Source organism: Massilia sp. ZL223, assembly GCF_018119395.1.
GTDB lineage: Bacteria > Pseudomonadota > Gammaproteobacteria > Burkholderiales > Burkholderiaceae_D > Telluria.
The window spans coordinates 39206-60420 of record NZ_JAGPWD010000023.1; the positions used below are offsets into that span (position 1 = coordinate 39206).

17 protein-coding genes are annotated in these 21215 nt (G+C 62.0%); 7 read left to right on the forward strand and 10 right to left on the reverse strand.

Annotated features, from left to right (window positions below):
* Nucleotides 1-130: 130 nt before the first annotated feature.
* Nucleotides 131-562, forward strand: coding sequence for a DoxX family protein (locus tag KBW95_RS14975; protein ID WP_211524153.1), 432 nt, complete (start codon nucleotides 131-133; stop codon nucleotides 560-562).
* Nucleotides 563-670: 108 nt separating this feature from the next.
* Here the strand turns inward: KBW95_RS14975 and KBW95_RS14980 are convergent, their stop codons facing one another.
* A complete protein-coding gene (locus KBW95_RS14980; RefSeq protein WP_211524152.1) occupies nucleotides 671-2320 on the reverse strand; it encodes a glycosyltransferase family 4 protein in 1650 nt (549 codons plus the stop codon).
* Nucleotides 2321-2633: 313 nt separating this feature from the next.
* On the opposite strand from KBW95_RS14980, the gene KBW95_RS14985 reads away from it, so the two are divergent.
* Nucleotides 2634-7322 (forward strand): Calx-beta domain-containing protein, encoded by a 4689-nt coding sequence (locus KBW95_RS14985; protein WP_211528633.1) that lies wholly within the window; start codon nucleotides 2634-2636, stop codon nucleotides 7320-7322.
* Between the two features lie 9 nt (nucleotides 7323-7331).
* The gene (locus tag KBW95_RS14990) at nucleotides 7332-7988 is read left to right on the forward strand and encodes an outer membrane beta-barrel protein (protein ID WP_211524150.1); all 657 of its coding nucleotides are present in this window, start codon (nucleotides 7332-7334) and stop codon (nucleotides 7986-7988) included.
* Nucleotides 7989-8019: 31 nt separating this feature from the next.
* Here KBW95_RS14990 and KBW95_RS14995 read toward each other — a convergent pair whose 3' ends face one another.
* From KBW95_RS14995 to KBW95_RS15020, 6 genes are all read right to left on the reverse strand, one after another.
* A complete protein-coding gene (locus tag KBW95_RS14995; protein ID WP_211524149.1) occupies nucleotides 8020-8880 on the reverse strand; it encodes a hypothetical protein in 861 nt (286 codons plus the stop codon).
* On the reverse strand, nucleotides 8877-9380 hold the full coding sequence (locus tag KBW95_RS15000) for a lysozyme (RefSeq protein WP_211524148.1): 504 nt from the start codon (nucleotides 9378-9380) through the stop codon (nucleotides 8877-8879). The genes KBW95_RS14995 and KBW95_RS15000 overlap by 4 nt, the downstream gene beginning before the upstream one ends.
* Nucleotides 9381-9411: 31 nt before the next feature.
* Nucleotides 9412-9903, reverse strand: coding sequence for a type VI secretion system tube protein Hcp (locus KBW95_RS15005; RefSeq protein WP_211524147.1), 492 nt, complete (start codon nucleotides 9901-9903; stop codon nucleotides 9412-9414).
* Nucleotides 9904-10069: 166 nt separating this feature from the next.
* Nucleotides 10070-11767: a PQQ-dependent sugar dehydrogenase gene (locus tag KBW95_RS15010; RefSeq protein ID WP_229429768.1), complete on the reverse strand. Its 1698-nt coding sequence runs from the start codon at nucleotides 11765-11767 to the stop codon at nucleotides 10070-10072.
* Nucleotides 11768-11827: 60 nt separating this feature from the next.
* Nucleotides 11828-12724 (reverse strand): carbohydrate kinase family protein, encoded by an 897-nt coding sequence (locus tag KBW95_RS15015; RefSeq protein ID WP_211524146.1) that lies wholly within the window; start codon nucleotides 12722-12724, stop codon nucleotides 11828-11830.
* Nucleotides 12718-14559: a glycoside hydrolase family 13 protein gene (locus KBW95_RS15020; protein WP_373888809.1), complete on the reverse strand. Its 1842-nt coding sequence runs from the start codon at nucleotides 14557-14559 to the stop codon at nucleotides 12718-12720. Before KBW95_RS15020 ends, KBW95_RS15015 begins: the two co-directional genes overlap by 7 nt.
* 181 nt (nucleotides 14560-14740) lie before the next feature.
* Here KBW95_RS15020 and KBW95_RS15025 point away from each other — a divergent pair, with 181 nt between their 5' ends.
* Nucleotides 14741-15304: a hypothetical protein gene (locus KBW95_RS15025; protein WP_211528634.1), complete on the forward strand. Its 564-nt coding sequence runs from the start codon at nucleotides 14741-14743 to the stop codon at nucleotides 15302-15304.
* Nucleotide 15305: 1 nt separating this feature from the next.
* On the opposite strand, the gene KBW95_RS15030 is transcribed toward KBW95_RS15025, so the two are convergent.
* The gene (locus tag KBW95_RS15030) at nucleotides 15306-16367 is read right to left on the reverse strand and encodes an NADP-dependent oxidoreductase (protein WP_211528635.1); all 1062 of its coding nucleotides are present in this window, start codon (nucleotides 16365-16367) and stop codon (nucleotides 15306-15308) included.
* A gap of 362 nt (nucleotides 16368-16729) precedes the next feature.
* Here KBW95_RS15030 and KBW95_RS15035 point away from each other — a divergent pair, with 362 nt between their 5' ends.
* The 3 genes from KBW95_RS15035 to KBW95_RS15045 all read left to right on the forward strand — a co-directional run bounded on the left by KBW95_RS15035 (nucleotide 16730) and on the right by KBW95_RS15045 (nucleotide 19175).
* Nucleotides 16730-17554: a hypothetical protein gene (locus KBW95_RS15035; RefSeq protein ID WP_211528636.1), complete on the forward strand. Its 825-nt coding sequence runs from the start codon at nucleotides 16730-16732 to the stop codon at nucleotides 17552-17554.
* A gap of 106 nt (nucleotides 17555-17660) precedes the next feature.
* Complete coding sequence (locus tag KBW95_RS15040) at nucleotides 17661-17900, forward strand: hypothetical protein (protein ID WP_211528637.1); 240 nt, start codon at nucleotides 17661-17663, stop codon at nucleotides 17898-17900.
* A gap of 261 nt (nucleotides 17901-18161) precedes the next feature.
* Complete coding sequence (locus KBW95_RS15045) at nucleotides 18162-19175, forward strand: reverse transcriptase domain-containing protein (protein WP_211528638.1); 1014 nt, start codon at nucleotides 18162-18164, stop codon at nucleotides 19173-19175.
* 385 nt (nucleotides 19176-19560) lie between these two features.
* Here KBW95_RS15045 and KBW95_RS15050 read toward each other — a convergent pair whose 3' ends face one another.
* Together KBW95_RS15050 and KBW95_RS15055 are read right to left on the reverse strand one after the other, a co-directional pair.
* Nucleotides 19561-19890, reverse strand: coding sequence for a hypothetical protein (locus KBW95_RS15050; protein ID WP_211528639.1), 330 nt, complete (start codon nucleotides 19888-19890; stop codon nucleotides 19561-19563).
* A gap of 75 nt (nucleotides 19891-19965) precedes the next feature.
* Nucleotides 19966-21072 carry a ribonucleotide-diphosphate reductase subunit beta gene (locus tag KBW95_RS15055; RefSeq protein ID WP_211528640.1) on the reverse strand — a complete coding sequence of 369 codons (1107 nt, stop codon included), beginning with the start codon at nucleotides 21070-21072 and terminating at the stop codon, nucleotides 19966-19968.
* Nucleotides 21073-21215: the final 143 nt, after the last annotated feature.

Sequence of the window (21215 nt, forward strand, 5' to 3'; positions counted from 1 at the left end):
CATCGATACAAGTCATCGAATTATATAGGCTTCCTGGATCGGTCTCCTCTGCCTAAGATGGGATCCATGCACTCCACGAACGGGTGCTCGAACCAGCGAACACTCAACGACAGACACGAAAGGAACAATCATGAACACCACCCTGAACAACAGCGCCAACCAGTCCGCCATCCCGACCATCGGCCGCATCCTGATGGCCGCCATCTTCCTCGTCAGCGGTGTCGGCAAGGCGCTCGCGCCGGCCGGGACCATCGGTTACATCGAGTCGGCGGGCCTGCCCTTCGCCACGCTCGGCCTGGTGGCGGCGGTAGTCATCGAAGTGGGCGGCGGCGCGATGCTGGCGCTCGGCATCAAGACGCGCCTGGTGGCCGCGCTGCTGGCGGCGTTCTCGGTGGTGACGGGCCTGGTGTTCCACAGCGCGGTGGGTGACCAGAACCAGCTGATCCATCTGATGAAGAACATCGCGATGGCTGGTGGTTTGCTGCAGGTGGTGGCTTTCGGTGCGGGTGCGTACAGCGTCGATGCGGCGAGCAGCCGTAAGGGTGCGACTCAGCTTGCGTAAGCCACAGTATATGAACGTCGTTCCGGCGAAGGCCGGAACCTAAGTTTAGCGTCCACACTGCTCACGCCAACTTGGGCCCCGGCCTTCGCCGGGGCGACGGTTTTTAGGCTACCCCTCCGTAATCCGCAGCATGTCCATCTTGCACAGCCACGCCAGGCCGCGCAGCAAGGTCGGACGATCCCAGCGCCCCAGCGTATCGATCAGCTCCTCGACCTGCATCGGCCGCGGCCCGATGGCGCCGAAGATCAGCCCGAACTCTTCCAGGGTCGGCAGCGACGACGCCGCGAAGCGGTTGATCGCCAGCTCGCGGTAGGCGCGCACCAGCGCCAGCGAGGCATCCGGCTTCAATTCCACCAGCGAGGCCGCCGTCAGCAAGCGCGTCGGGTAATTGGCGAACAGACGGAAAGGATCCGGCCGGTCCGGCGCATGGTCCGGCAGCGGCGGCGTGAGCAAGGGATCGGCGCGGCGCCGCTCCGCCAGCTCGTCGAACAGCTCGCAGTAGCGCACCAGGATGGCGCTCCAGTCGAACTCCTGCCTGGCCCGCGCGCGCCCGCTCTCGCCCATGCGGCGGCGCAGCCCTTCATCGCGGATCAAGCTGCCGTAGGCCTGGGCCAGGCCGGCGCCGTCCACCGCCACCGCCTGGCTGGTGTGGCCGCAGTACATGTCGAAGCTGTCCACCCCGTCGTCGTAGCGCATCGCCAGGTCGCCGCCCGCGCCGGGCCCGGGCATGATGGCCGGGATGCGGTAGCCGTCGACGCCGTCGCGCACCGTGTCGCGGTAGCCGTTCCAGTCCGACACCACGCAGGGCAGCCCGGCCGCCATGGCCTCGGCCGGCGTCAGGCCGAAGGTTTCCTGGATGTTGTCCGAGAGCGAGGTGAAGATGTCGGCGGCGGCCCAGGCGTCGCGCTTGCGCTCCGCATCCCGCCCGTCCAGCTCGACCAGTCGGATTGAAGGACAGAGCAGCGCCGCCGCTTCGCGGAAGGCCGTCCCGATCGCTTCGCTGGCGAACCAGCCGCACAGGATCAGGTGCACCTTCTTCCCGCCCTTGTCCGCGCGCTCGAGCGCCGCGAACATCTGCTGGGGATGGGACTTGGCGTGCAGCGACAGCCGCCCCAGGAACAGCACCGCGACTTCGTCCGGCCCGATGCCGAGGCGGGCGCGGGCGTCCACCCGCTGCGCCTCGCCGGCCTGCAGCTCGGCGCAGTGCACGCCCAGCGGAATCAAAGGCAGCTGCGGCAGCTCGAAGCGGGTCGCGCCCAGGCGCGCGGCCAGATAAGCGGCCTGCTCCTCGATCAGCACGCGCACGCTGTCGCGCACCACGCGCGAGGTGCAGACGATGGCGTCCCAGGCGCGCACCGGCGCCACCAGCAGGTCGGCCACCATGCTCATCATGTCGTGGCTGGCGGTGGTGTGGGCGACGCCGCACAGGCTGTACTGGCGCTCGCCCGCCTGCAGGCGCCGCCAGGCCAGGCGCTCGATGCCGGGGCCGGGGTGGTAGAGGCAGCCGAAATGCGCCAGCTCCTCGGGCGCGGACGGCGCGATCCAGCGCGTCAGGCCCCGGTAACCGTCCGCGCGCAGCGCCGCGTCGAAGGCGTCCGCATAGGGCCTCCCGGCGGCGAAGCAGCCGACTTCGGCCAGGCTGTCCGCCTGCGCGACCGCGCGCAGCAGCCCGACGCCGGCCGCCTGCCGGCCCATCAGCTTTTGCCCGGCGACGGAAAATGCCTCGGGCAGGTAGTGCAGTGCAAAGCGGTCGGTCATGCCCTCTCCTGGGTTTGCGGGAAGCCGCAGGCTTGTAGGGATCATAAGGTTTCCGCCGTCCGGGTGGCGCGAGCATGGCGACGGGCCTTGCCGCATCGGCAAGCAGGTGCAGCACCGCTTGTCGTCAGCCAGCCACAGACCGGCCGTCACATCTGTCCGCCGCAGGGAAAGTTCATCAATCCCATGGCGGCTGGCAGGACAAGCCGCTACACTCCCCAAGCGGCCTCATCCCTGCCGCCGTCCGTACCGCGAGCCCGCCGTCCCGCCTCGCCGCTCCCTTCCCTTTTAGACCACCTTCCTGCAGAGGCCTGCCTTGGCTACGTCCATCGTTTCCGTTTCGTTTTCCAATGGTTTTGTCGGTAACGCGACAAAAAACAATGAGTCGTCCGCGTCGTCCTACCTGACCGCGCTGGGCTGGTCCAACTTCCAGTTCCAGCAGGCGACCACCACCGGGCAGTTCGGCGGCAGCCAGGGCAACGACCTATCGGGCACGCTCCTGATCACGGACGCGGCGGGCGTCCAGCACCGGATCGACGGCGTGATCAACTGGCGCGCGCCCAGCGGCGCAGTGAGCACCATCGTGTTCTACGCGACCGGGAACACAAACCGCGTGCTGGCCACCAACAGCGGCACCTACACGATCGACCCGAACACGGAAGCCAACGGCGACCCGCATACCTTCATCGGCATGACCTTCAACGGCCAGGCCCTGGCCATCAGCAACGACGGCAAGGTCACCGGCAACGCCGCGACCTCCGGCCTGCTGGCCGCGCTCAACACCTACCTGGCGGCCCAGCCCCAGCTGAGCGTGGGCGACGCGGTGGTCAACGAGGCCGACGGCACGGCCTACGTCACCGTCACGCTCAACAAGACCAGCACCGACACCATCACGGTCAGGTACAGCACCGAGAACGGCAGCGCCACCGCCGGCACCGACTACGCGGCGGCCAGCGGCACGCTGACGTTCGCGCCGGGCGAAACCAGCAAGCAGATTGCGGTGTCCCTGATCGACAACGCCGTCGCCGACGGCGCGCGCACCGCCACCGTGGTGCTGAGCGACAGCCGCCTGGCGGCGATCACCGACAACACCGGCGTGGTGATCATCAACGACAACGACGGCGCCCCTGGCGCCACGGTCGCCCGCGTACTGGCGGAAGACGCCCTGAACAGCGGCGCCAACCCGGCCGACAGCAGCGTGGTCGAGGGCGGCTCCCTGGTATACACGGTCACCCTGAACGGCAGCGGCGGCGAGCACACCCTGCTGATCGGCGGCACGGCGGGCGCAAGCGACCGCGGCGCGATCGGCTTCAGCAACGGCGTCGCGTGGAAGAATGGCGACCCGGCCACCGGCATCGTGGTGGTGCCGGCCGGCGTCGGCAGCTTCCGGATCACGCTCGCCACCCATGACGACAGCGAGATCGAGAACGCCGAGACGGTGGTCGTCACCGTCGGCGGCGTGGCCGCCACCGGCACCGTCACCGACAACGACAGCCAGGGCGTCACCACGGCGATCGCCGAGGACGCCCTGCACAGCGGCGCCTCCCCGGTCGATGCCAGCGTGGTCGAAGGCGCCAGCCTGCTGGTCACGGTGGCGCTCAACGGCGCCAGCCCCACCCCGGTGGAACATGCGCTGACGGTGGGCGGCAGCGCCGGCGCACTGGACGTCGGCAGCTTCGTGTTCAGCAATAACGTGGCCTGGAAGAACAATAATCTGGCGAGCGGCATCGTCGTGGTCCCGGCCGGCGTGGCCGGTTTCACCATTCTGGTGCCGACCCTTGACGACAGCGAGGTCGAAAACGCGGAAAGCCTGGTGCTGAACGTGGGCGGCGTGGCCGCCACCGGCACCATCACCGATAACGACAGCATCGGCGTGAGCGCGGTGCTGGCCGAGGTCGCGGCCAATGCCGGCGCCATTCCGCTGGACAGCGCCGTCATCGAAGGCGCGGCCCTGCAGTACACCGTCACCCTGAGCGCCGCCGGCCCCTACCCGCTGGAACTCAGCCTGGCGCTGGGCGGCAGCGCCGACGCCACCGACCTGGGCGCCATCAGCTTCAGCGACGGCGTCGCCTGGAAGAATGGCGATCCGGGCACCGGCCTGCTGGTGGTCCCGGCCGGTATCGGCAGCTTCCGCATCCTGGTAGCGACCGTGGACGACAGCGCCGTCGAGGCGAACGAATCCCTGGTCCTGACCGTGGGCGGAGTGCAGGCCACCGGCACCATCACCGACAACGACGCCGTGAACGTGGCCACCGTGATCGCGGAAGACGCTGGCAACGTCGGCCTGTCGCCGGCCGATTCGAGCATCGTCGAGGGCGGCATCCTGCGCTACAGCGTGCACCTGAACACCGCCACCATCGCCGCCACCGAGTTCACGCTCGCGGTCGGCGGCACCCTGGCTGCTTCCGAGCTGGCCGGCATCGTGTTCAGCGACGGCGTGACCTGGAAAAACAACGATCCGCTCAGCGGCATCGTGGTGGTGCCGTCCGGCGTGGGCAGCTTCAAGGTGACCGTGGGCGTCTTCGACGACGCCGAGATCGAGCTCACCGAATCGCTGGCCCTCACCGTCGGCGGTGTCATGGCCTCCGGCACCGTCACCGACAACGACAGCCAGAGCATCGCCAGCCTGGTGGCCGAGGACAGCGCCCATCTCGGCGCCACCCCGGTCGACAGCAGCGTGGTCGAAGGCACGGCCCTGCTGTTCACCGCGCGCCTCAACAGCGCCAGCCCGGCGCCCACCGAGTTCACCCTGAGTCTGGGCGGCAGCGCATCAAACGCCGACCTGGGCCAGATCGTCTTCAGCGCCGGCGTGGCCTGGAAGAACGGCAACCCGGCCAGCGGCATCATCGTGGTGCCGCCGGGCGTGATCGGCTTCACCGCCACCCTGCCGACCGTGGACGACGCCCTGATCGAAGCCACCGAAAGCGCCATCATGAGCATCGGCGGCGTGGCCGCAAGCGGCACCATCGCCGACAACGACAGCCTGAACGTGGTCTCGGTGGTGGCCGAAGATGCCGCCAACCTGGGCCAGAACCCCTTCGATTCCGTGGTGACCGAGGGCGCCACCCTGCTGTATACCGTCACGCTCAACGGCGCGGCGGTGGCGCCGGCCGAGTTCAGCCTGGTGCTGGGCGGCACCGCGTCCGCCAGCGACCTGGGCGCGCTGGTCTTCAGCAACGGCGTGAGCTGGAAGAATGGCGATCCGGCGACCGGCATCGTGGTGATCCCGGCCGGTGTGGCCGGCTTCACGGCCACCCTGGCGACCGTGGACGACAGCCTGGTCGAATCCTCGGAAAGCGCGCTGCTGTCCGTCAACGGCGTGCATGCGACCGGCACCGTGGTGGACAACGACTCCCTGCCGCCGGTGGTGCAGCCTCCGGTCGTACAGCCTCCAGTGGTGCAGCCCCCGGCCCTGCAGACCGGCCTGGATCCAGACACCGACGACGGCGCCAGCAACACCGACGCCGTCACCAGCGTGCGCACCCCTGAGTTCAGCGTCGCCGCCGGCCAGCTGCTCACCGCGGGCGGCAGCGTGCGCCTGCTGGCGCCGAACGGCGCCGTGGTCGGCACCAGCGCCGTCACCGCCGCCGACATCGCCGCCGGCAAGATCAACGTGGCCCCGGGCGCCCTGGATGACGGCGTGTATACATATACCGTGCAGATCATGGACGCCAGCGGCCAGGTGGTCGGCTCGGCGCCGGTGAGCGTGACCATCGTCACCGACCGCGACGGCGTCATGCCCTCGGTCGAACTGGCCGCCTACAACGGCGACTACAACAAGGACGGTGTGCTCGACTGGCAACAGAACGGCGTCGCCCTGCTGCCCCTGGGATCGCTGGCCGACTTCGCCAAGGGCGTCAACGCTCCGCTGTCCTCCTTCGGCGCCGTGATCGCCGGCTCGGTGAGCGGCGAACTGGACGCCGTCCAGCTCACCAGCGGCGCCCAGTTGCGCGACCTGAGCCTGACCGACTTGCCGGCCGCGCTGCCGCAGGAGCAGCGCGCGGCCTCGCCGGTGTTCAACTTTACCGTCACCGCCGCCGAAGGCGTGGCCGGCCTGCCCGATCTCGCCCCGAACCGCGCCGGCCTGCAGACCCGCGTGGTGATCGAACTGGGCCAGACGGGCGTGGCCTCGAACGACTTCCTCAAGTTCGACAAGGCCAGCGGCGCCTGGTACAGCTTCCTGGACGACCAGGATCTGGCCACCTTCGACGACGGCGCCACCCTGGTGGACCTGAACAACGACGGTCGCGTGGACCGCATTGTGATCACCCTGACCGACGGCGCGCGCGGCGACGAGGACGGCATCGTCAACGGCGTCATCGTCGACCCGGGCCTGCTGTCCTTCGACAAGACCTTGCCGGACCAGGTGTACAGCGTGCGCATGGCAAACGGCGAGCTGTATTACACCGGCGACGTCAAGGACGCCATGAGCCACGCCAGCGGCACCGGCAACGTGTTCCAGGGCGTGGTCTTCGATTCCATGGTCGGAGCGCCGAGCGGCAAGCACGCGTCGGCCTATTACCAGCCCTTCACCCAGGACACCACCTTCGCCATCGACGGCGGCGCCATGCCCTACGCCTGCTACGAGCTGGTCAAGGGCTCGCCGGGCTTCACGGTCCTGGGCGCCAACAGCGGCCTTGGGGTCAACGTGAACCTGTACCAGGACGCCTTGGGCCGCACCGAGCTGGCGACCGTGGCCCAGGCGGCCCAGCTGGGCCTGGGCGCCAAGGGCTACGCCAACCGTGGCGCGGTGTTCAGCGCCACCATGGATAATGCCTTCACGTTCGACGCGGAAGGCTACCTGATCGCCAACCACGACAACGCCTCGGTGCAGGCCCTGGTCCAGCAGCTGGCGGCGACCTACCAGTCGACCAGCGCGGCCGGCTTCATCGACGCGGTCGAACAAAATTACTTCCAGCAAATCCAGCTGGTCGGTGTCGCCCACGGCACCGCGGCCACTGCCGCGGACCTGAACGCGATGTTCGGCACCGGTTTCGGTATCTAAGGAGGACGGATGAGCAACTTGAAACTTGCAGGCCTGGCGCCGGTGGTCTCCCTACTTGCGCTGGTCTCCGTGCAGGCCAATGCGGCCGAGCCGGTGAAGTACTGGGGCGTGCACGCGGGCGCGAACACGCTGGACGAGATGAATGCGCGGATCGACTTCGGTTCCGGCACGCCCTTCGACGGCCACGCGGACCTGAAGCGCGGCCTGCACGGCGGCCTGATGGTCGGCCGCCAGTCGGAGCATGCGCGCTACGAGCTGGAGGTCGAACAGGGACTGTTCAAGGTGGAGCGCCTGAGCCTGGGCGCGGTGAGCGAGCCGAAGGATGCGCGCGGGCGCTACCAGGTGCTGTTCGCCAATGCCTACCGCACCGACCGGCTGAGCGATTCGATCGACAGCTTCTTCGGCGCCGGCATTGGCTGGGGCAGGATCAAGCTGCCGCGCCTGGGGCTGGGCGCCAATTGCGACTGCTTCGGACCGGCCTCGAAGAGCGGCTTCGCCTGGCAAGTGCGCGCGGGGCTGGGGTACAGGGTATCGGAGCAGGCCAGCGTGTCCTTGCAGTACACGCTGCTTAAGCTGCCGACCCCGGAAGCGGGCGGGCCGCCGGAGATCCGCTACGAACGCAAGCGCTTCGGAGCGGTCTCGCTGGGCTACTCGCGGCAGTTCTGACGCACGGCGGACCGTCTTCCTTTTGTCGATATCACCTGGCTTCGTTCCCCTGTAGCGGTACAGCAGAAAAGAACAGGCCATTGTTATCTTCGATAAGGATGCGCTTCCGGCTGACCGGATAGATGGTCCCACATTCCGTTGCGACGGCAGTCAGCTTGTCGGGCAACGGTAGTCTCGCAAAGTCGCTCCGCCAGTCGCCGCGGAAATACGCGCTCTTTGTCTCCTGGCTTCGCTTGTAGGATGGCCGGTCGCAGACGTGCTCGTAGTAGACGAATCTGCCGGCATCGATATACACCGGCATCCCCATCAGCATCTTCGCCTGTTTCTGAGTCAGTACACGTCCCTTTTCCCACGTCACCCCATCGATAGTCCAGGCGCCGAAGATATCGGCATTCACACCGCTGTCCGCTTTGGCTCGCATGGCCGATGCGGTGCCGCCGCCAGCCGCAGCGCCAAGCCGTACCGCCTCGAAGAAAACGCCGTCCATCGCGATGATCAGGCGATTCTTGTCTATCGGGTATATGAGATAGTGATCGCACGTGACATCCACAACAGTGACCCTGTCACCCAAGGGGAAGTCGCTGGAACTCACACGCCACTCTCTATAAAAATACTCAACGGTATCGTCGACACTGCGCTTATATTCCGGACGACGGCACTCGCTGCCATTGAACGCAAATTTATCAGGACCGATCGCAGCTGTTTTTCCAATCACGGCACGGATCTGCTGCTCGCTCTTTGAAGTGATCGAACCTTCCGGAGTCAGATCCTTGATGACTCGCCACTTGCCGTAAACGCCTTCATTTGCCTCGTCGGCTTTGGCCCAGCCGAAGCCGACGAGGCAAAGCGGCAGCAGGAAGATCCGGAGTAGCCGCACCCAAAAGATTCTCATGGTGTAAGGTTCCTTTGCTTCTGGGTCGGCGCCGTCAAGAAAGGCGCACTCTCCTCGTTGCGACGGTCTATCAGACCACGTGCAACGATCGAGACTAACTTCCCCTTCTTTCGGACTCTGACTGCTGTACTCTTGAGCATCTCCTGTCCAGCTGCATGCAACTCTCCACGGTTGATCAGCCTATAGACCGGTCGCGCTCCGGTCGGGCCGCGGTTGAAGGTATAGCTCACCAGTGCATCAAACTGAGCCTGCGTAAGCGATACCTGCACATTCCTCTCGACCGCCCGTTCCGCCTCCCTCAGGTTGGCGGAAAAAAGGCTCATCACCAGCTCGTGGGTTACGGGCGTCTTTAACTCTTCATCTGTGCATGGATTCTTATGGACCAGAGAACCGTAGCCGACAGTACAGTTACCCTTGCCCGGCCCCATGTCGTCGTAATAGGCCATGACTTTCTTCTCGCGATTCTGCAATCTCAGTTTTCCGGCGCTACTCATGTTCATGATGCCCTCCTGTGCTCGCGCTGCACGGCGATCAGACTATTTTGTTGGCGGCAAGGTCCCAGCCCCCGGCAGTATTACCGCCGGAACCTCCGCCGATTTTCTGCTGCGTGTATTTCCACCTGATCTTGGAGAACTTCAGTCCAATGCTCTCGGCCAGGATGTCGCCGGGCTGGATCGCCGCTTGCACGTGCCCGATCAGCACATTCTCCAACTCGACTTCGAAATATTTAATCCGCACACCCTGCCCATCGGCGCGCATGAAGTCGAGTCTCGCTTTTGGGATGGTTTTGCCCATCGAGCAGGTCTGCATGAGGATGGGAGATGCCAGGTCAGCGTATTTGACGAGGGTCACTTCATCCATGACGACCCTTTCGGCGGTGTGGCCACCGCCCGTCGAAGCGGTGGCGCTTCTCGGCTGCAAGACACCCCATTCGGCTGAGGTGCATTCGATCCAGTCGTGGTGCTTGTCGTCACTCGACTCACCTTTGATACCGTCGATTTGCAGATACACGTCGATTGCCATCGCTGCCACCCCATCAGAAAGTCCAATGACCGGCAGAGATTGTTATTCGATTGGAAGGGAAGCAGATTGGTGCGCGTCAATGATGAGTGAGCGCCATTGAGGGGTGCCGGGTGCACGGTGCTGGTCACCTGCAGCACCCGGTGAAACGATGATCAGTTCAGCGGCGTCAACGCTTCGGCGCCACGCGCCACACCACGCCGCCGGCGTCGTCGACCACCAGCAGCGCGCCATCGGCCGCCACTTCCACGCCGGCCGGTCGACCCCACACGTCGCGGTCGCTCAGCACCATGCCCGTCATGAAGTCCTGGTACTGCCCGGTGGGTACGCCGTTCTTCATGAACACCCGCACCACCTTGTAGCCGGTGCGCACGCCGCGGTTCCACGAGCCGTGCAGGGCCACGAACACATCCCCTTCATATTCCTTCGGGAAGGCGTTCTTCGCGCCTTTCGGCGCGTGATAGACCGCCATGCCCAGCGGCGCGGAGTGCGCCTGCAGCAGCACGTCCGGCGCGATGGCCTTGCCCTTCAGGTCGGGACGCTGGCCCGCCAGGCGCGGGTCTTCGTGGTCGCCGATGTAGTACCACGGCCAGCCGTAGAAGCCGCCCTGCTTCACGCGCGTGACGTAGTCCGGCGGCAGGTTGTCGCCCAGCGCGTCGCGCTCGTTGACGTTGCACATCAAATCGCCCGTGGACGGATAGACCAGCATGCCGACGCAGTTGCGCAGACCGGTGGCGTAGGTGCGGCGGTTGCGGCCGTCCGGATCGAAAGCCATCACGGTGGCGCGGTCGGTTTCCACGCCCCAGGCGCCGCCGACGCCATGCTTGGCTTCCCATTGCGGCAGCGGTTCCGGCGGCGTGGCGCCGATCTCGGTGGCGATGTTGGTCGCCGAGCCGATCGATAGCAGCAGGGTCTTGCCATCCTTCGAGAAGGCCAAGGTGCGGGTGGTATGGCCGCCGCTCGTGTCGCTCAGGTGCGGCACCACGACTTCGGGCTCGCCGCGCGCCTTCAGGTCGCCGTTGCGGTAAGGGATGCGGACGATCGAGTTGACGTTGGCGACGTACAAGTATTGCGGGTTGGCGCCCGATGGGTAGAGGGCCATGCCGTAGGGGCGCGACAGGCCGCTGGCGAACACCTCGGACGTATCCGCCTTGTCGCCCTTCTTCGACCGCAGCACCTTGATCTCGCCCTTGGCGGTGGCGGCCAGGAAGATGTCGCCGTTCGGAGCGCGCAGCGGCAGGCGCGGCTTGTCGGCGTCGCTGGCGAACACGCCGACCGTGAAGCCGCTCGGAACGACGGGCATGGAGCCGTTCGGACGCGCTTCGACGCGCGGGCCGTTGCCGGCGCTCGCGGTGGCGAATGGCTTGGCCAGGTCGCTGACTTTGATGTGGTGGATCTTGCCGGGCTGGTTCTCGTCCCAGGCGCCGTCGCGTTCGGCCGGCGCGGCGGCTGCCGGTGCGGCTGCGGCGGTCACCGCTCCCTGCAGGCTCGCCAGGTAGTCGGTCAGCGCGGCGCGGGCCTGCTTGTCCGGCACGCCGACCGGCATCGTGGTGCCCGGCACCGCCTTGCCCGGATCGAGCAGGAAGACGTCCAGCTCCTCGCGGGTCCAGGTCTTGCCGGCGGCGCCGGCCTTGCTCAATGCGGCCGAGTAGTTATAGCCGGGGACGGCCGCCGCCTTGCGTCCGACGAGGCCGAACAGGCCCGGACCGGCGCGCGAGGACAGGTTGGCGTCGACGCTGTGGCAGCTGGCGCAGTTGTTGTCGAAGACAGTTCGGCCACTGAGGGATTGCGGGGCGGCGTGGACGCTAGTTACCGCTATCATACTGGCGAGCAGCAGGGCGTGCGACGGCGAAGGCTTGGCTTGCAAAGACGTCTCCTGATTTGAATAAATGGCAATCCGTCATGATAGGACAGATCGCGCAGTCCGTCAGCCGTTTGCCAGATAGCCGTCCAGTTCGTCCCTGCTCAGGCTCCGCTCGGCCGTTCCGTGGAAGGCGCAGGCAAAGGCCCCGCTGATGGCGCCGGCCCGCATGCAGGCGTCCACCGGCTGGCCGGCGCGCCAGGCGTGCAGGAAGGCGGACGAAAAAGCGTCGCCCGCGCCGTTGCTGTCCACGACCGGCAGGTCGAGCCGGGCGGCCGCCGTATGGCGCACCTCTTCGCTCCCGCGTTCCAGCACATAGCTGCCGTCCGCGCCGGCCGTGGCCACCACCACCTGCGCCCTCCCCTGCCGGAGAATGGCGCGCATCACCTCGAACACGCCCGCGCCCAGTACGGCGCTGCTGAGGAAGACCAGGTCGGACCGGTAGGCGAAGTCGTGGTAATAGGGATTGCAGCCGTCCCAGTCGTGCAGGTCGGTCGATACCGGCAGGCCGAGCGCCTGGGCATCGTCATAAAGTTCGCGCGCCCAGGGCACGATGCTCAGGTGGACGTGCTCCGCCTCGCGCATGCGCGGCAGGTAGAACGCGCGCGGCATGCGCAGCGTGTCCGGATGGCGGCCGTCGTACAGCGACAGGCGGCGTCCGTCCGGGCCCACCAGGTTGACGCTGCGCCGGGTGCCGCTCTCGTGGACCAGGTAATCGAATTCCAGGCCGCGCTCGCGGTAGCGGGCCAGGATCAGCTCCGCCTGGGGATCCTCGCCGATGAAGTCGATCAGCAGGGGGCGGTGGCCGAGGGCCAGCAAGCCCAGGGCCACGCCGTTGCCGGTATGCGCCACGTAATCCATCACGGGCGGCACGTGGATCGAGTCGGCCATCGCCAGCGGCAGCGACGGCACGCGCACGATGGTGTCGATGCCTACGCCGCCCGCCACCAGCACGTCTACCATTCGATGACCGCCGAGGTCATGGGCGGCAGGGCCAGCGGCGCGTTGAGGTCCACGCTGGCGCCGGTCAGGACGTTGCGCGCCTGGCGCGCCTTGCCGATCACGCCGGCGAAACGCTTCAGGTCGAGCTGGGTTGGTCCCGCGTTTTTGTTCAGCACCACCATCACCGTCTGCTTGCCGTCGTGGCGGAAGTAGACATAGGTCCCGTCGGCGGGCAGGTAATGGGTCAGCTTGCCGTGCTTGACGGCGGAGCTGGTCTTGCGCCAGTTGAACAGAGTGCGCACCAGCTGCTGCATGTCGCGCTGGCTGGGGGACAGGTTCGCGCCGGTGAAGGCATTGGTCGTATCGCCCGCCCAGCCGCCCGGCATGTCGGCGCGCAGCACGCCGTCCTCGCGCTGCTTGGGACTGCCGATCAGGATCTCGGTGCCGTAGAACATTTGCGGGATGCCGCGCGTGGTCGCCATCAGGATCAGATTGGTCTTGGCCAGATCTATGTTGTTGTCGACTTGCGCCAGGATGCGCGGGCGGTCGTGGTTGTCCGGGAAGACCATCAGCTTCATCGGATCGGCGTACAGGTAGTCGGCCGCCAGGATCTCGTAGATCCGGATCAGGCCCTGGCCGCTGGACTCCGGCGCGGTGAGGGCCAGGGGCGCCGTGTCGCTCAGCGGGAAGTCCATCACGGTCGGCAGTTCGGACTTGTAGCCGTCGCGGTTGACCACGCCCTTCTGCCAGTAGGCGACCATGTGCGGCCGCGCATCCATCTCCTCACCGACGATGTTCAGGTTCGGGTATTCGTCGAACACGGCGCGGTTCCACTCGTTGAGGAAGGCCGGATCGGAATAGGAATAGGTGTCCTCGCGGATGCCTGCCAGGTTCGCGTACTCGATCCACCACAGTGTGTTCTGGATCAGGTAGCGCGCCACCAGCTTGTTGCGCTGGTTCAGGTCCGGCATGGTCTCGACGAACCAGCCGTCGAAGAAGCGCGCCTTCTCTTCCGGCGCCACGTGGATGTCCTGGGCGACGGTGTGCTGGTTGTTGGTCGGCTTGAAGGTCTTGCCGTGGTTGATCCAGTCCTTGGCCGGCATGTCCTGCATCCACCAGTGACCGGTGCCGATGTGGTTCAGCACCACGTCGTGGATCAGGCCGATGCCGCGTTCATTGGCGGCCTTAACGTAGTTGCGGAAGTCCTCGTTGCTGCCGAAGCGCGGGTCGATCTTGTAGTAATCGGTCAGCGAATAGCCGTGGTAGGAGTAGGTCGGCTGGTTGTTCTCCAACACCGGCGTCGGCCAGATCATGGTGAAGCCGAGGCCGCGGATATAGTCGAGCTGGGCCTGCATGCCGGCCAGGTCGCCGCCGTGGCGCACGTTAGGCTGCTTGCGGTCGACGCCTTCCAGCATGCCCGCCTGGTCGTTGGCCGGGTTCGCGTTGGAGAAGCGGTCCGGCATGATCAGGTAGATCGCATCGGTGGAATCGAAGCCGCGCCGCTGTGCCGAGCCGGGGCGGCGCTGTTCGAGCCGGTAGGGATGGCTGGCCACGGCTTCCTTGCCGCGCATGAACTGGAGCCTGAATTCGCCTGGCTTGGCCCAGCGCTCGATCTTGAGGTTCACGAACAGGAAATTCGGATTGTCGGTGCGCTCGGTGCCGACGATGCGCACGCCGGGGTAGGACAGCGTCGGCTGCAGCTCGGCGATCCGTTCGCCGTGCACCATCAGCTGGAGGTCCGTGCGTTTCATGCCTGTCCACCAGTTCAGCGGCTCGACGTGCTGGATCTGGTAGGGCGCTGCCTGGACCGACAGGGCGACCATGAGGGCTGAGATGACGAAAACAGGTTTGAACACGGCTCCCCCAAGTTACTTTATTAATAACTTGTAGCAAAGTAACATGAAATAAACCCGATATCCACCTTCTTTCAGCCTACTTTGTAGTAAAACTCCCTATTCATCGTGAGTATTGTCAAAACATTACTGTGCCAGTCCGAATGCTGCTATCGTAGGCTGTATTTACTCATCAGGAGCCTGCATGGAACAGACGACGACTTTCGCCGATGCCCAGCGCGACATGCGCCACGCTTATGCCGGCGGCGCGCCCGGGATGCTGGTCTCAGGCCTCGTATGGATTGTCGCCGGATTGGTCGCCATGGGCGGATCGGCCCGGCACGCGGTACTGGCCCTGTTCGTGGGCGGCATGGCGATCCATCCGCTCGGCATGCTGCTGGCGCAACTGCTGGGCAGGCCAGGCAATCACACCAGGGGCAACCCGCTGGGATCGCTGGCGATGGCGAGCACGGTCTGGATGCTGCTGGGCTTCGCGCTGGCCTACAGCCTGTCGCAGTGGCGCAGCGAACTGTTCTTCCCAGCGATGCTGCTGACCATCGGCGGACGCTACCTCACGTTCGCGACGGTGTACGGGATGCGGATCTACTGGGCCTGCGGCGGCGTCCTGGCCGCTGCCGGTTTCCTGCTGGCCGGGAACGGTGCGCCGATGACGAACGGCGCCTTCGCCGGCGCCGCCATCGAGCTGGGTTTCGCCTTCGCGATCTTCGCGCAGGAGCGCAGCGCGCTGCGCCGGGCCCTGCCCGAGTAATTCAGCCGCGCGGCTGGAGGCTGCTGCTGCGGTCCTGCCAGTCCGCCACCCGGACCACCAGCTTGCCGAAATTCCGCCCTTGCAGCAGGTCGATGAAGGCCGCCGGCGCGCTTTCCAGGCCGTCGACGATGTCCTCGCGGTAGCGCAGCCGGCCGTCGGCAATCCATTGCTGGGCTTCGCGCAGGAACTCGGGCCGCAGGTCGGCGAATTCGCGCTGGATGAAGCCGCGCAGGGTGAGGCTTTTCTTGAGCACGTCGCGCATGACGAGGGCCAGCCGGTCGGGGCCGGGCGCGGCTTGCGGGAGTTCGTTGTACTGGGAGATCAGGCCGCACACCGGCACCCGCGCGAAATCGTTCAGCAGCGGGAATACGGTGTCCCATACCTTGCCGCCGACATTTTCGAAATACACGTCGATGCCCTGCGGGCAGGCATCGGCCAGCCTGGCGGCGAAGTCGGGCGCCCGGTGGTCGACCACGGCATCGAAGCCCAGCTCGTCGTGCACGAAGGCGCACTTGTCCGGCCCGCCGGCGATGCCCACCGCGCGGGCGCCCCGGATGCGGGCGATCTGTCCCACCACCGAGCCGACTGCGCCGCTCGCGGCGGCCACGACCACCGTCTCGCCGGGCTTGGGGCGGCCGATTTCCCGCAATCCTGCCCAGGCGGTAAATCCCGGCATGCCCAGTACGCCCAGCGCCGTACTGGGCGGGACCATGGTCGGATCGAGCTTGCGCAGGTTCTCGCCATTCGACAGCGCATAGTGCTGCCAGCCCGAATGCGACAGGACGATATCGCCGACTGCGAACCCGCCATGACGCGAGGCGGCCACGCGCGCCACCGTGCCGCCCTCCATCACCTCGCCGATGCCGACCGGCCTGGCGTAGGACTTCGCGTCGTCCATCCGTCCGCGCATGTAGGGGTCGAGCGACAGGTAGAGGGTTTCCAGGAGCAGCTCGCCGTGGCCCGGAACGGGAATCGATTCTTCAACGAGCCGGAAGTTCTCCGGCCGCGGCAGGCCTTGCGGACGGGAAGCGAGCACGATCTTCTGGTTCAGCGCGGGGTTCATCGTTGGTCCTCCTGAAGAGCTGGATCGAACATGGTACGCCGGATCGGCATTCTTTTCCCCCTCCTGCCTGAGATACCGCCAGGCTGACCGCGATCAAACAGGTGGGGACAAGAAATAACGCTGAGCAATGCCAGCTCAACGTGCCGCGACCTGCAAAGATCTAATGCTGTCACCCTCAACGGTGCCCCTTCCCCCCCGTCTCACGCTTTTGCGAACCGGAATTTTGATACTTTCCCTACTTGCAATAAGTTGTTCTTTTGGTAAACTTTCTATTGTATGATTGTAGGTTGGAATTACTTGCATAGCTAGCAAGAGGGAAGTTAATAGTGCATAGCGTATCTAAAATGCAGTTCTCAGCGGTGATGACACTCATCAAAGCTAATAGCTGGCTTAGCAGTAAGGCAGATAGTCTTGTCGAATTGCTAATGGATGACTGTAGTTCAGTTGATGAGCAGACTCTCATTACGGAGTTGCTGTCTAGGTTTAAATATATTTCGGCCGAAAATTTTGTTCAGAAAATAAATGACTTGGTTCTAGATATCGTAACCATTCCGGGAATCGAAGCCAAAGATACAATTATTGCCGCAATGGCCGCAAACTCTTCGCCCGATAGTTCGCAAGCCTTAGTTCAAAATATTAAAATCAAGCTGCAACAAAATGGATGGGAAGAAGTTCAGATTGTCAACGCATTTGGCGCCGCATTTAAAAAGCTAAAAGCTGACAACTTTAAAAGACGAAACGTCATTCTTGTTGACGAATTCATTGGCTCTGGTCAAACCGTTTTGAGTCGGGTTGCGGAAATCAAAAGACAATTCAACACTGCTCAAATAGATATCAATGTTTTTGTTAACGTTATTTTCGCCTCAATATCTGGAATAAAGAAAATCGAAGAGGCAGGAATTAGGCTTTCATATATTGAATCCGTGAGTCGAGGAATTAGTGACTTTGAGACAACCGAGAAAATAGAAGAGAAAGTGAAGTCTATGTTAAATATAGAAAAGCAACTTTCACCCGAACACGGAGAACATAAGCTTAGTGATTATTCATTAGGATACGGAAAAACAGAGAGCCTTATTGGATTCGAAAACTCTAATATTCCAAATAATGTTTTCCCGATATTTTGGTGGCCAGGGCGCAGCGAAGGAAAATCAAGAAATCCTTTATTTACTCGTTATTTGGGAGATTAGGAATTTGGATAATTTTGAGTCGACAAAAATAGCAATTCTTAGAAATCTATCTAGCGCGAACGGGCGGGCTGGCAACTACTCTGTGTACAAGAAGTTGAAAATTCCGATGGCCGACTATATGAAGACTATCTTTCATCTGGAAGAGGAAAAATTTCTTGAGTTTGATGGAGATTGGCTTTGCATCACGCGCACTGGACAAGAATTTTTAATTCAAAGCAGACCAAAGACTGAACGCGACAACAAAAAAGGAATTCCAAGTGGTTTTTTGCGCCAATTTAGATTATCACCTGGCGAACCATATGTTCCCTCGAGATCAAGGCTAGATGCTAGCTTGCTTAGCAAGTAAACTTGTGTTAATGTTCGACGTGAGGGAACGAGTGCGCAGTAGCTAGTGTTTAGGAGCGGTGTCGCTCCGGTTGCTGAGGCGGAAATATGCCAGCACCGGGAAATTGGCTTCGCCATTTTCCCGGTGTGAAATTGGCTTCGCCAATTATCACGTATTTGATTGACTTTGTAGGTCGTTCCGACCTACAAAGCCACTCTAATATGCAGCTAGCGTACAGTAGGTAGCTCCAGCACAACGTTCCCTCAAAAAATCTCCGAATTTATGGAATCTACCCAATGGCGATCGTATTTTAGGGATCGCGGAATACCGAATGAACTTACAAAATCTTATGTAAGTTATGCTGGTTCCCTTCAAAAGAAAAATCTCCCCGTAATATTTGAGTTTGAGCACTTATCACTTTTGCTCGGCTTGAATATTGAACCGCTGGCTCGAATGATAGCGTCTCCTAGTAGTTTCTATCGTGAGTTTGCGATTCCGAAACGCAGTGGCGGAAAGCGAAACATATGCGCCCCACATGAATCGTTGCTTCTAGCTCAACGCTGGATATTAAAAAATATTTTAGAAAAGTCTGAAGTGCATGTGGCCGCTCAAGGATTTCTCCCTGGGCGATCAATTAAAAGCAATGCGCTTATACATTTGAATTCAAAAAATCTTTTAAAAATGGATTTAAGAGATTTTTTCCCTTCAATTCCAATGTCGTGGGTGATCAATGTCTTCAAAGATTGTGGATATGCCCCCAATGTAGCATATTACTTGGCGTCTCTTTGCTGTCACAGTGAAGCCTTAGCGCAGGGTGCAGCGACCAGCCCCGCACTATCGAATATAATTTTGAAAAGCTTCGATAAACGCCTGACGAGACTTGCAAACAAATGTGGATTAAAGTACTCGCGTTACGCCGATGACTTAACCTTTTCCGGCGAAACGATACATCATTCGTTCAGCGGCGCCGTTGAGAAAATTACTGCGGAATATGGATTAGCAGTAAACAAGGAAAAGACTCGATTAAAAATCGGTCATGGCGCGCGAGTTGTTACTGGGATATCAATCCAGGGTGGTCGTCTTGCGGTTCCATCCAAATTCAAACGAGAGTTACAAAACGAGGTCTTTTTTATAAGGAAATTTGGCCTACTGTCCCATCTTTCGAACAGGAAAATAAGCAATCCAAATTATTTAAATAGTCTTCTTGGGCGCGTCTCTTTTTGGCTTCACATCGAGCCTGAGAACGAAAAGGCTCAGCTCGCAAGAAAACTAATTATGGATACGATGAAAATATAACTCAGCGGCAGTTACATTCTAGCGCCCTTATGCTTTATCACTGTTGAGAAATGTGACCTGGAATTTGCGCTCAAACCAAGCCGTGCACAGCATTACAATTTGTAGCTCTTTCACCAAAAGCACAGTTTAGAATGGATGTCTCGGCCCAAAAAAGCATCAAAAGTCAGACTTGACATTCTAAACTTTAGGATTTCGCTCGCAACAAGTTAAAAAATTATTTCCATTTTTGTCGACACAATTTTGAACCGCTTTCCTTGAAACTGCCAAAATTGTCCAGCCATTGCAATACATCCGGCCTCCCGACTGGTCAGTTGGGAAGTTTTAAACTATGGGACATCAGGGAGCCGCAAATGGCACGCAAAATCGACTACGCCTACTTTAAAACCTATTTCACCCTTTCCATTATTTCGCCGATTTTTAACATCTTTTGATCGTTCGACGCGCCTTTGTCCAATATCGTTTTTTTAATTTCCTTCAAGGCATCTTGCTGTCCCGACAATCTTGCAACCAAACCATTGATCATGGGGATCAAGTCGTCATCCTCGAACTGAGCAGTGCATATTGCCTGTCGTTCAAGGCCATCTTTAGTGATGTTGAACTTAATTAAAGCCTTGTCACGCACGCCCTTTTCTAAATCATGTGGTTTAACGCGAGATACAAGCTCATGAGAATCATCTAAAAATGGTTTGGAGCTAGGACCACGAAATATTTTCACTGCTATCTCCGTATGTTTAACTGAGGAGTCAATGCTGGACAATAAAAAAGCTCGGGATGACCGAGCTTTTTTCCGTTAGTCCCAGCTCAAAGTACCGCCGGTCTGGTACTCGGTCACGCGGGTCTCGAAGAAGTTGCGCTCCTTCTTCAGGTCGATCATCTCGCTCATCCACGGGAACGGGTTCTCTTCATTCGGGAACAGCGCGTCCAGGCCGATCTGCACGGCGCGGCGGTTGGCGATGAAGCGCAGGTAGCTCTTGAACATCGGGGCGTTCAGGCCCAGCACGCCGCGTGGCATGGTGTCTTCGGCGTAACGGTATTCCAGTTCGACGGCTTTCAGGAACAGTTCCTTGATCTCGTCGCGGAAGGCCGGGGTCCACAGCTGCGGGTTTTCCATCTTGATCGTGTTGATCAGATCGATGCCGAAGTTCACGTGCATGGACTCGTCGCGAAGGATGTACTGGTACTGCTCGGCGGCGCCAGTCATCTTGTTCTGGCGGCCCAGCGCCAGGATCTGGGTGAAGCCGACGTAGAAGAACAGGCCTTCCATCATGCAGGCGAAGACGATGATCGACTTCAGCAGCTTCTGGTCGTTTTCGACGGTGCCGGTCTTGAAGTCAGGGTCGGTCAGGACGTCGATGAACGGGATCAGGAACTGGTCCTTGTCGTGGATCGATTCGATCTCGTTGTAGGCGTTGAAGATCTCGCGCTCGTCCAGGCCCAGCGATTCGACGATGTACTGGTAGGCGTGGGTGTGGATCGCCTCTTCGAAGGCCTGGCGCAGCAGGTACTGGCGGCATTCCGGCGCGGTGATGTGGCGGTAGGTGCCCAGCACGATGTTGTTCGCGGCCAGCGAGTCGGCGGTCACGAAGAAGCCCAGGTTGCGCTTGACCAGACGGCGCTCGTCTTCGGTCAGGCCGTTCGGGTTCTTCCACAGCTCGATGTCGCGCTGCATGTTCACTTCCTGCGGCATCCAGTGGTTGGCGCAGCCGGCCAGGTACTTGTCCCATGCCCACTTGTACTTGAACGGGACCAGCTGGTTCACGTCGGTCTGGCCGTTGATGATGCGCTTGTCGTCGGCGTTGACGCGTTTCGCCACTTCGGCGGCCGGTGCTGCGCCTTCCGAGGCTGCGGTTTGCGGGGCGCGCGGGGCGCTGGTCGGTTCGTCGTCCCAAGAGAGCATGTCTTTAATCCTTCAGTCGAAACCTCGTCGCGGGGAATCGCGCATGAGGTCACGGGTATATGTTGATAGTCGTCGGTTTCTGGTGAACCCCAAGCGCTGGCGGTGTGCTGCGAACTTGGGTTCCGGCCTACGCCGGAACGACG

Bases quoted from the DNA above. Each gene is read 5' to 3' on its own strand.
- KBW95_RS14975 (WP_211524153.1), top strand. From the start codon at position 131: ATGAACACCACCCTGAACAACAGCGCCAACCAGTCCGCCATCCCGACC.
- KBW95_RS14980 (WP_211524152.1), bottom strand. From the start codon at position 2,320: ATGACCGACCGCTTTGCACTGCACTACCTGCCCGAGGCATTTTCCGTC.
- KBW95_RS14990 (WP_211524150.1), top strand. From the start codon at position 7,332: ATGAGCAACTTGAAACTTGCAGGCCTGGCGCCGGTGGTCTCCCTACTT.
- KBW95_RS14995 (WP_211524149.1), bottom strand. From the start codon at position 8,880: ATGAGAATCTTTTGGGTGCGGCTACTCCGGATCTTCCTGCTGCCGCTT.
- KBW95_RS15000 (WP_211524148.1), bottom strand. From the start codon at position 9,380: ATGAACATGAGTAGCGCCGGAAAACTGAGATTGCAGAATCGCGAGAAG.
- KBW95_RS15005 (WP_211524147.1), bottom strand. From the start codon at position 9,903: ATGGCAATCGACGTGTATCTGCAAATCGACGGTATCAAAGGTGAGTCG.
- KBW95_RS15015 (WP_211524146.1), bottom strand. From the start codon at position 12,724: ATGGTAGACGTGCTGGTGGCGGGCGGCGTAGGCATCGACACCATCGTG.
- KBW95_RS15025 (WP_211528634.1), top strand. From the start codon at position 14,741: ATGGAACAGACGACGACTTTCGCCGATGCCCAGCGCGACATGCGCCAC.
- KBW95_RS15030 (WP_211528635.1), bottom strand. From the start codon at position 16,367: ATGAACCCCGCGCTGAACCAGAAGATCGTGCTCGCTTCCCGTCCGCAA.
- KBW95_RS15035 (WP_211528636.1), top strand. From the start codon at position 16,730: ATGACACTCATCAAAGCTAATAGCTGGCTTAGCAGTAAGGCAGATAGT.
- KBW95_RS15040 (WP_211528637.1), top strand. From the start codon at position 17,661: ATGGCCGACTATATGAAGACTATCTTTCATCTGGAAGAGGAAAAATTT.
- KBW95_RS15045 (WP_211528638.1), top strand. From the start codon at position 18,162: ATGGAATCTACCCAATGGCGATCGTATTTTAGGGATCGCGGAATACCG.
- KBW95_RS15055 (WP_211528640.1), bottom strand. From the start codon at position 21,072: ATGCTCTCTTGGGACGACGAACCGACCAGCGCCCCGCGCGCCCCGCAA.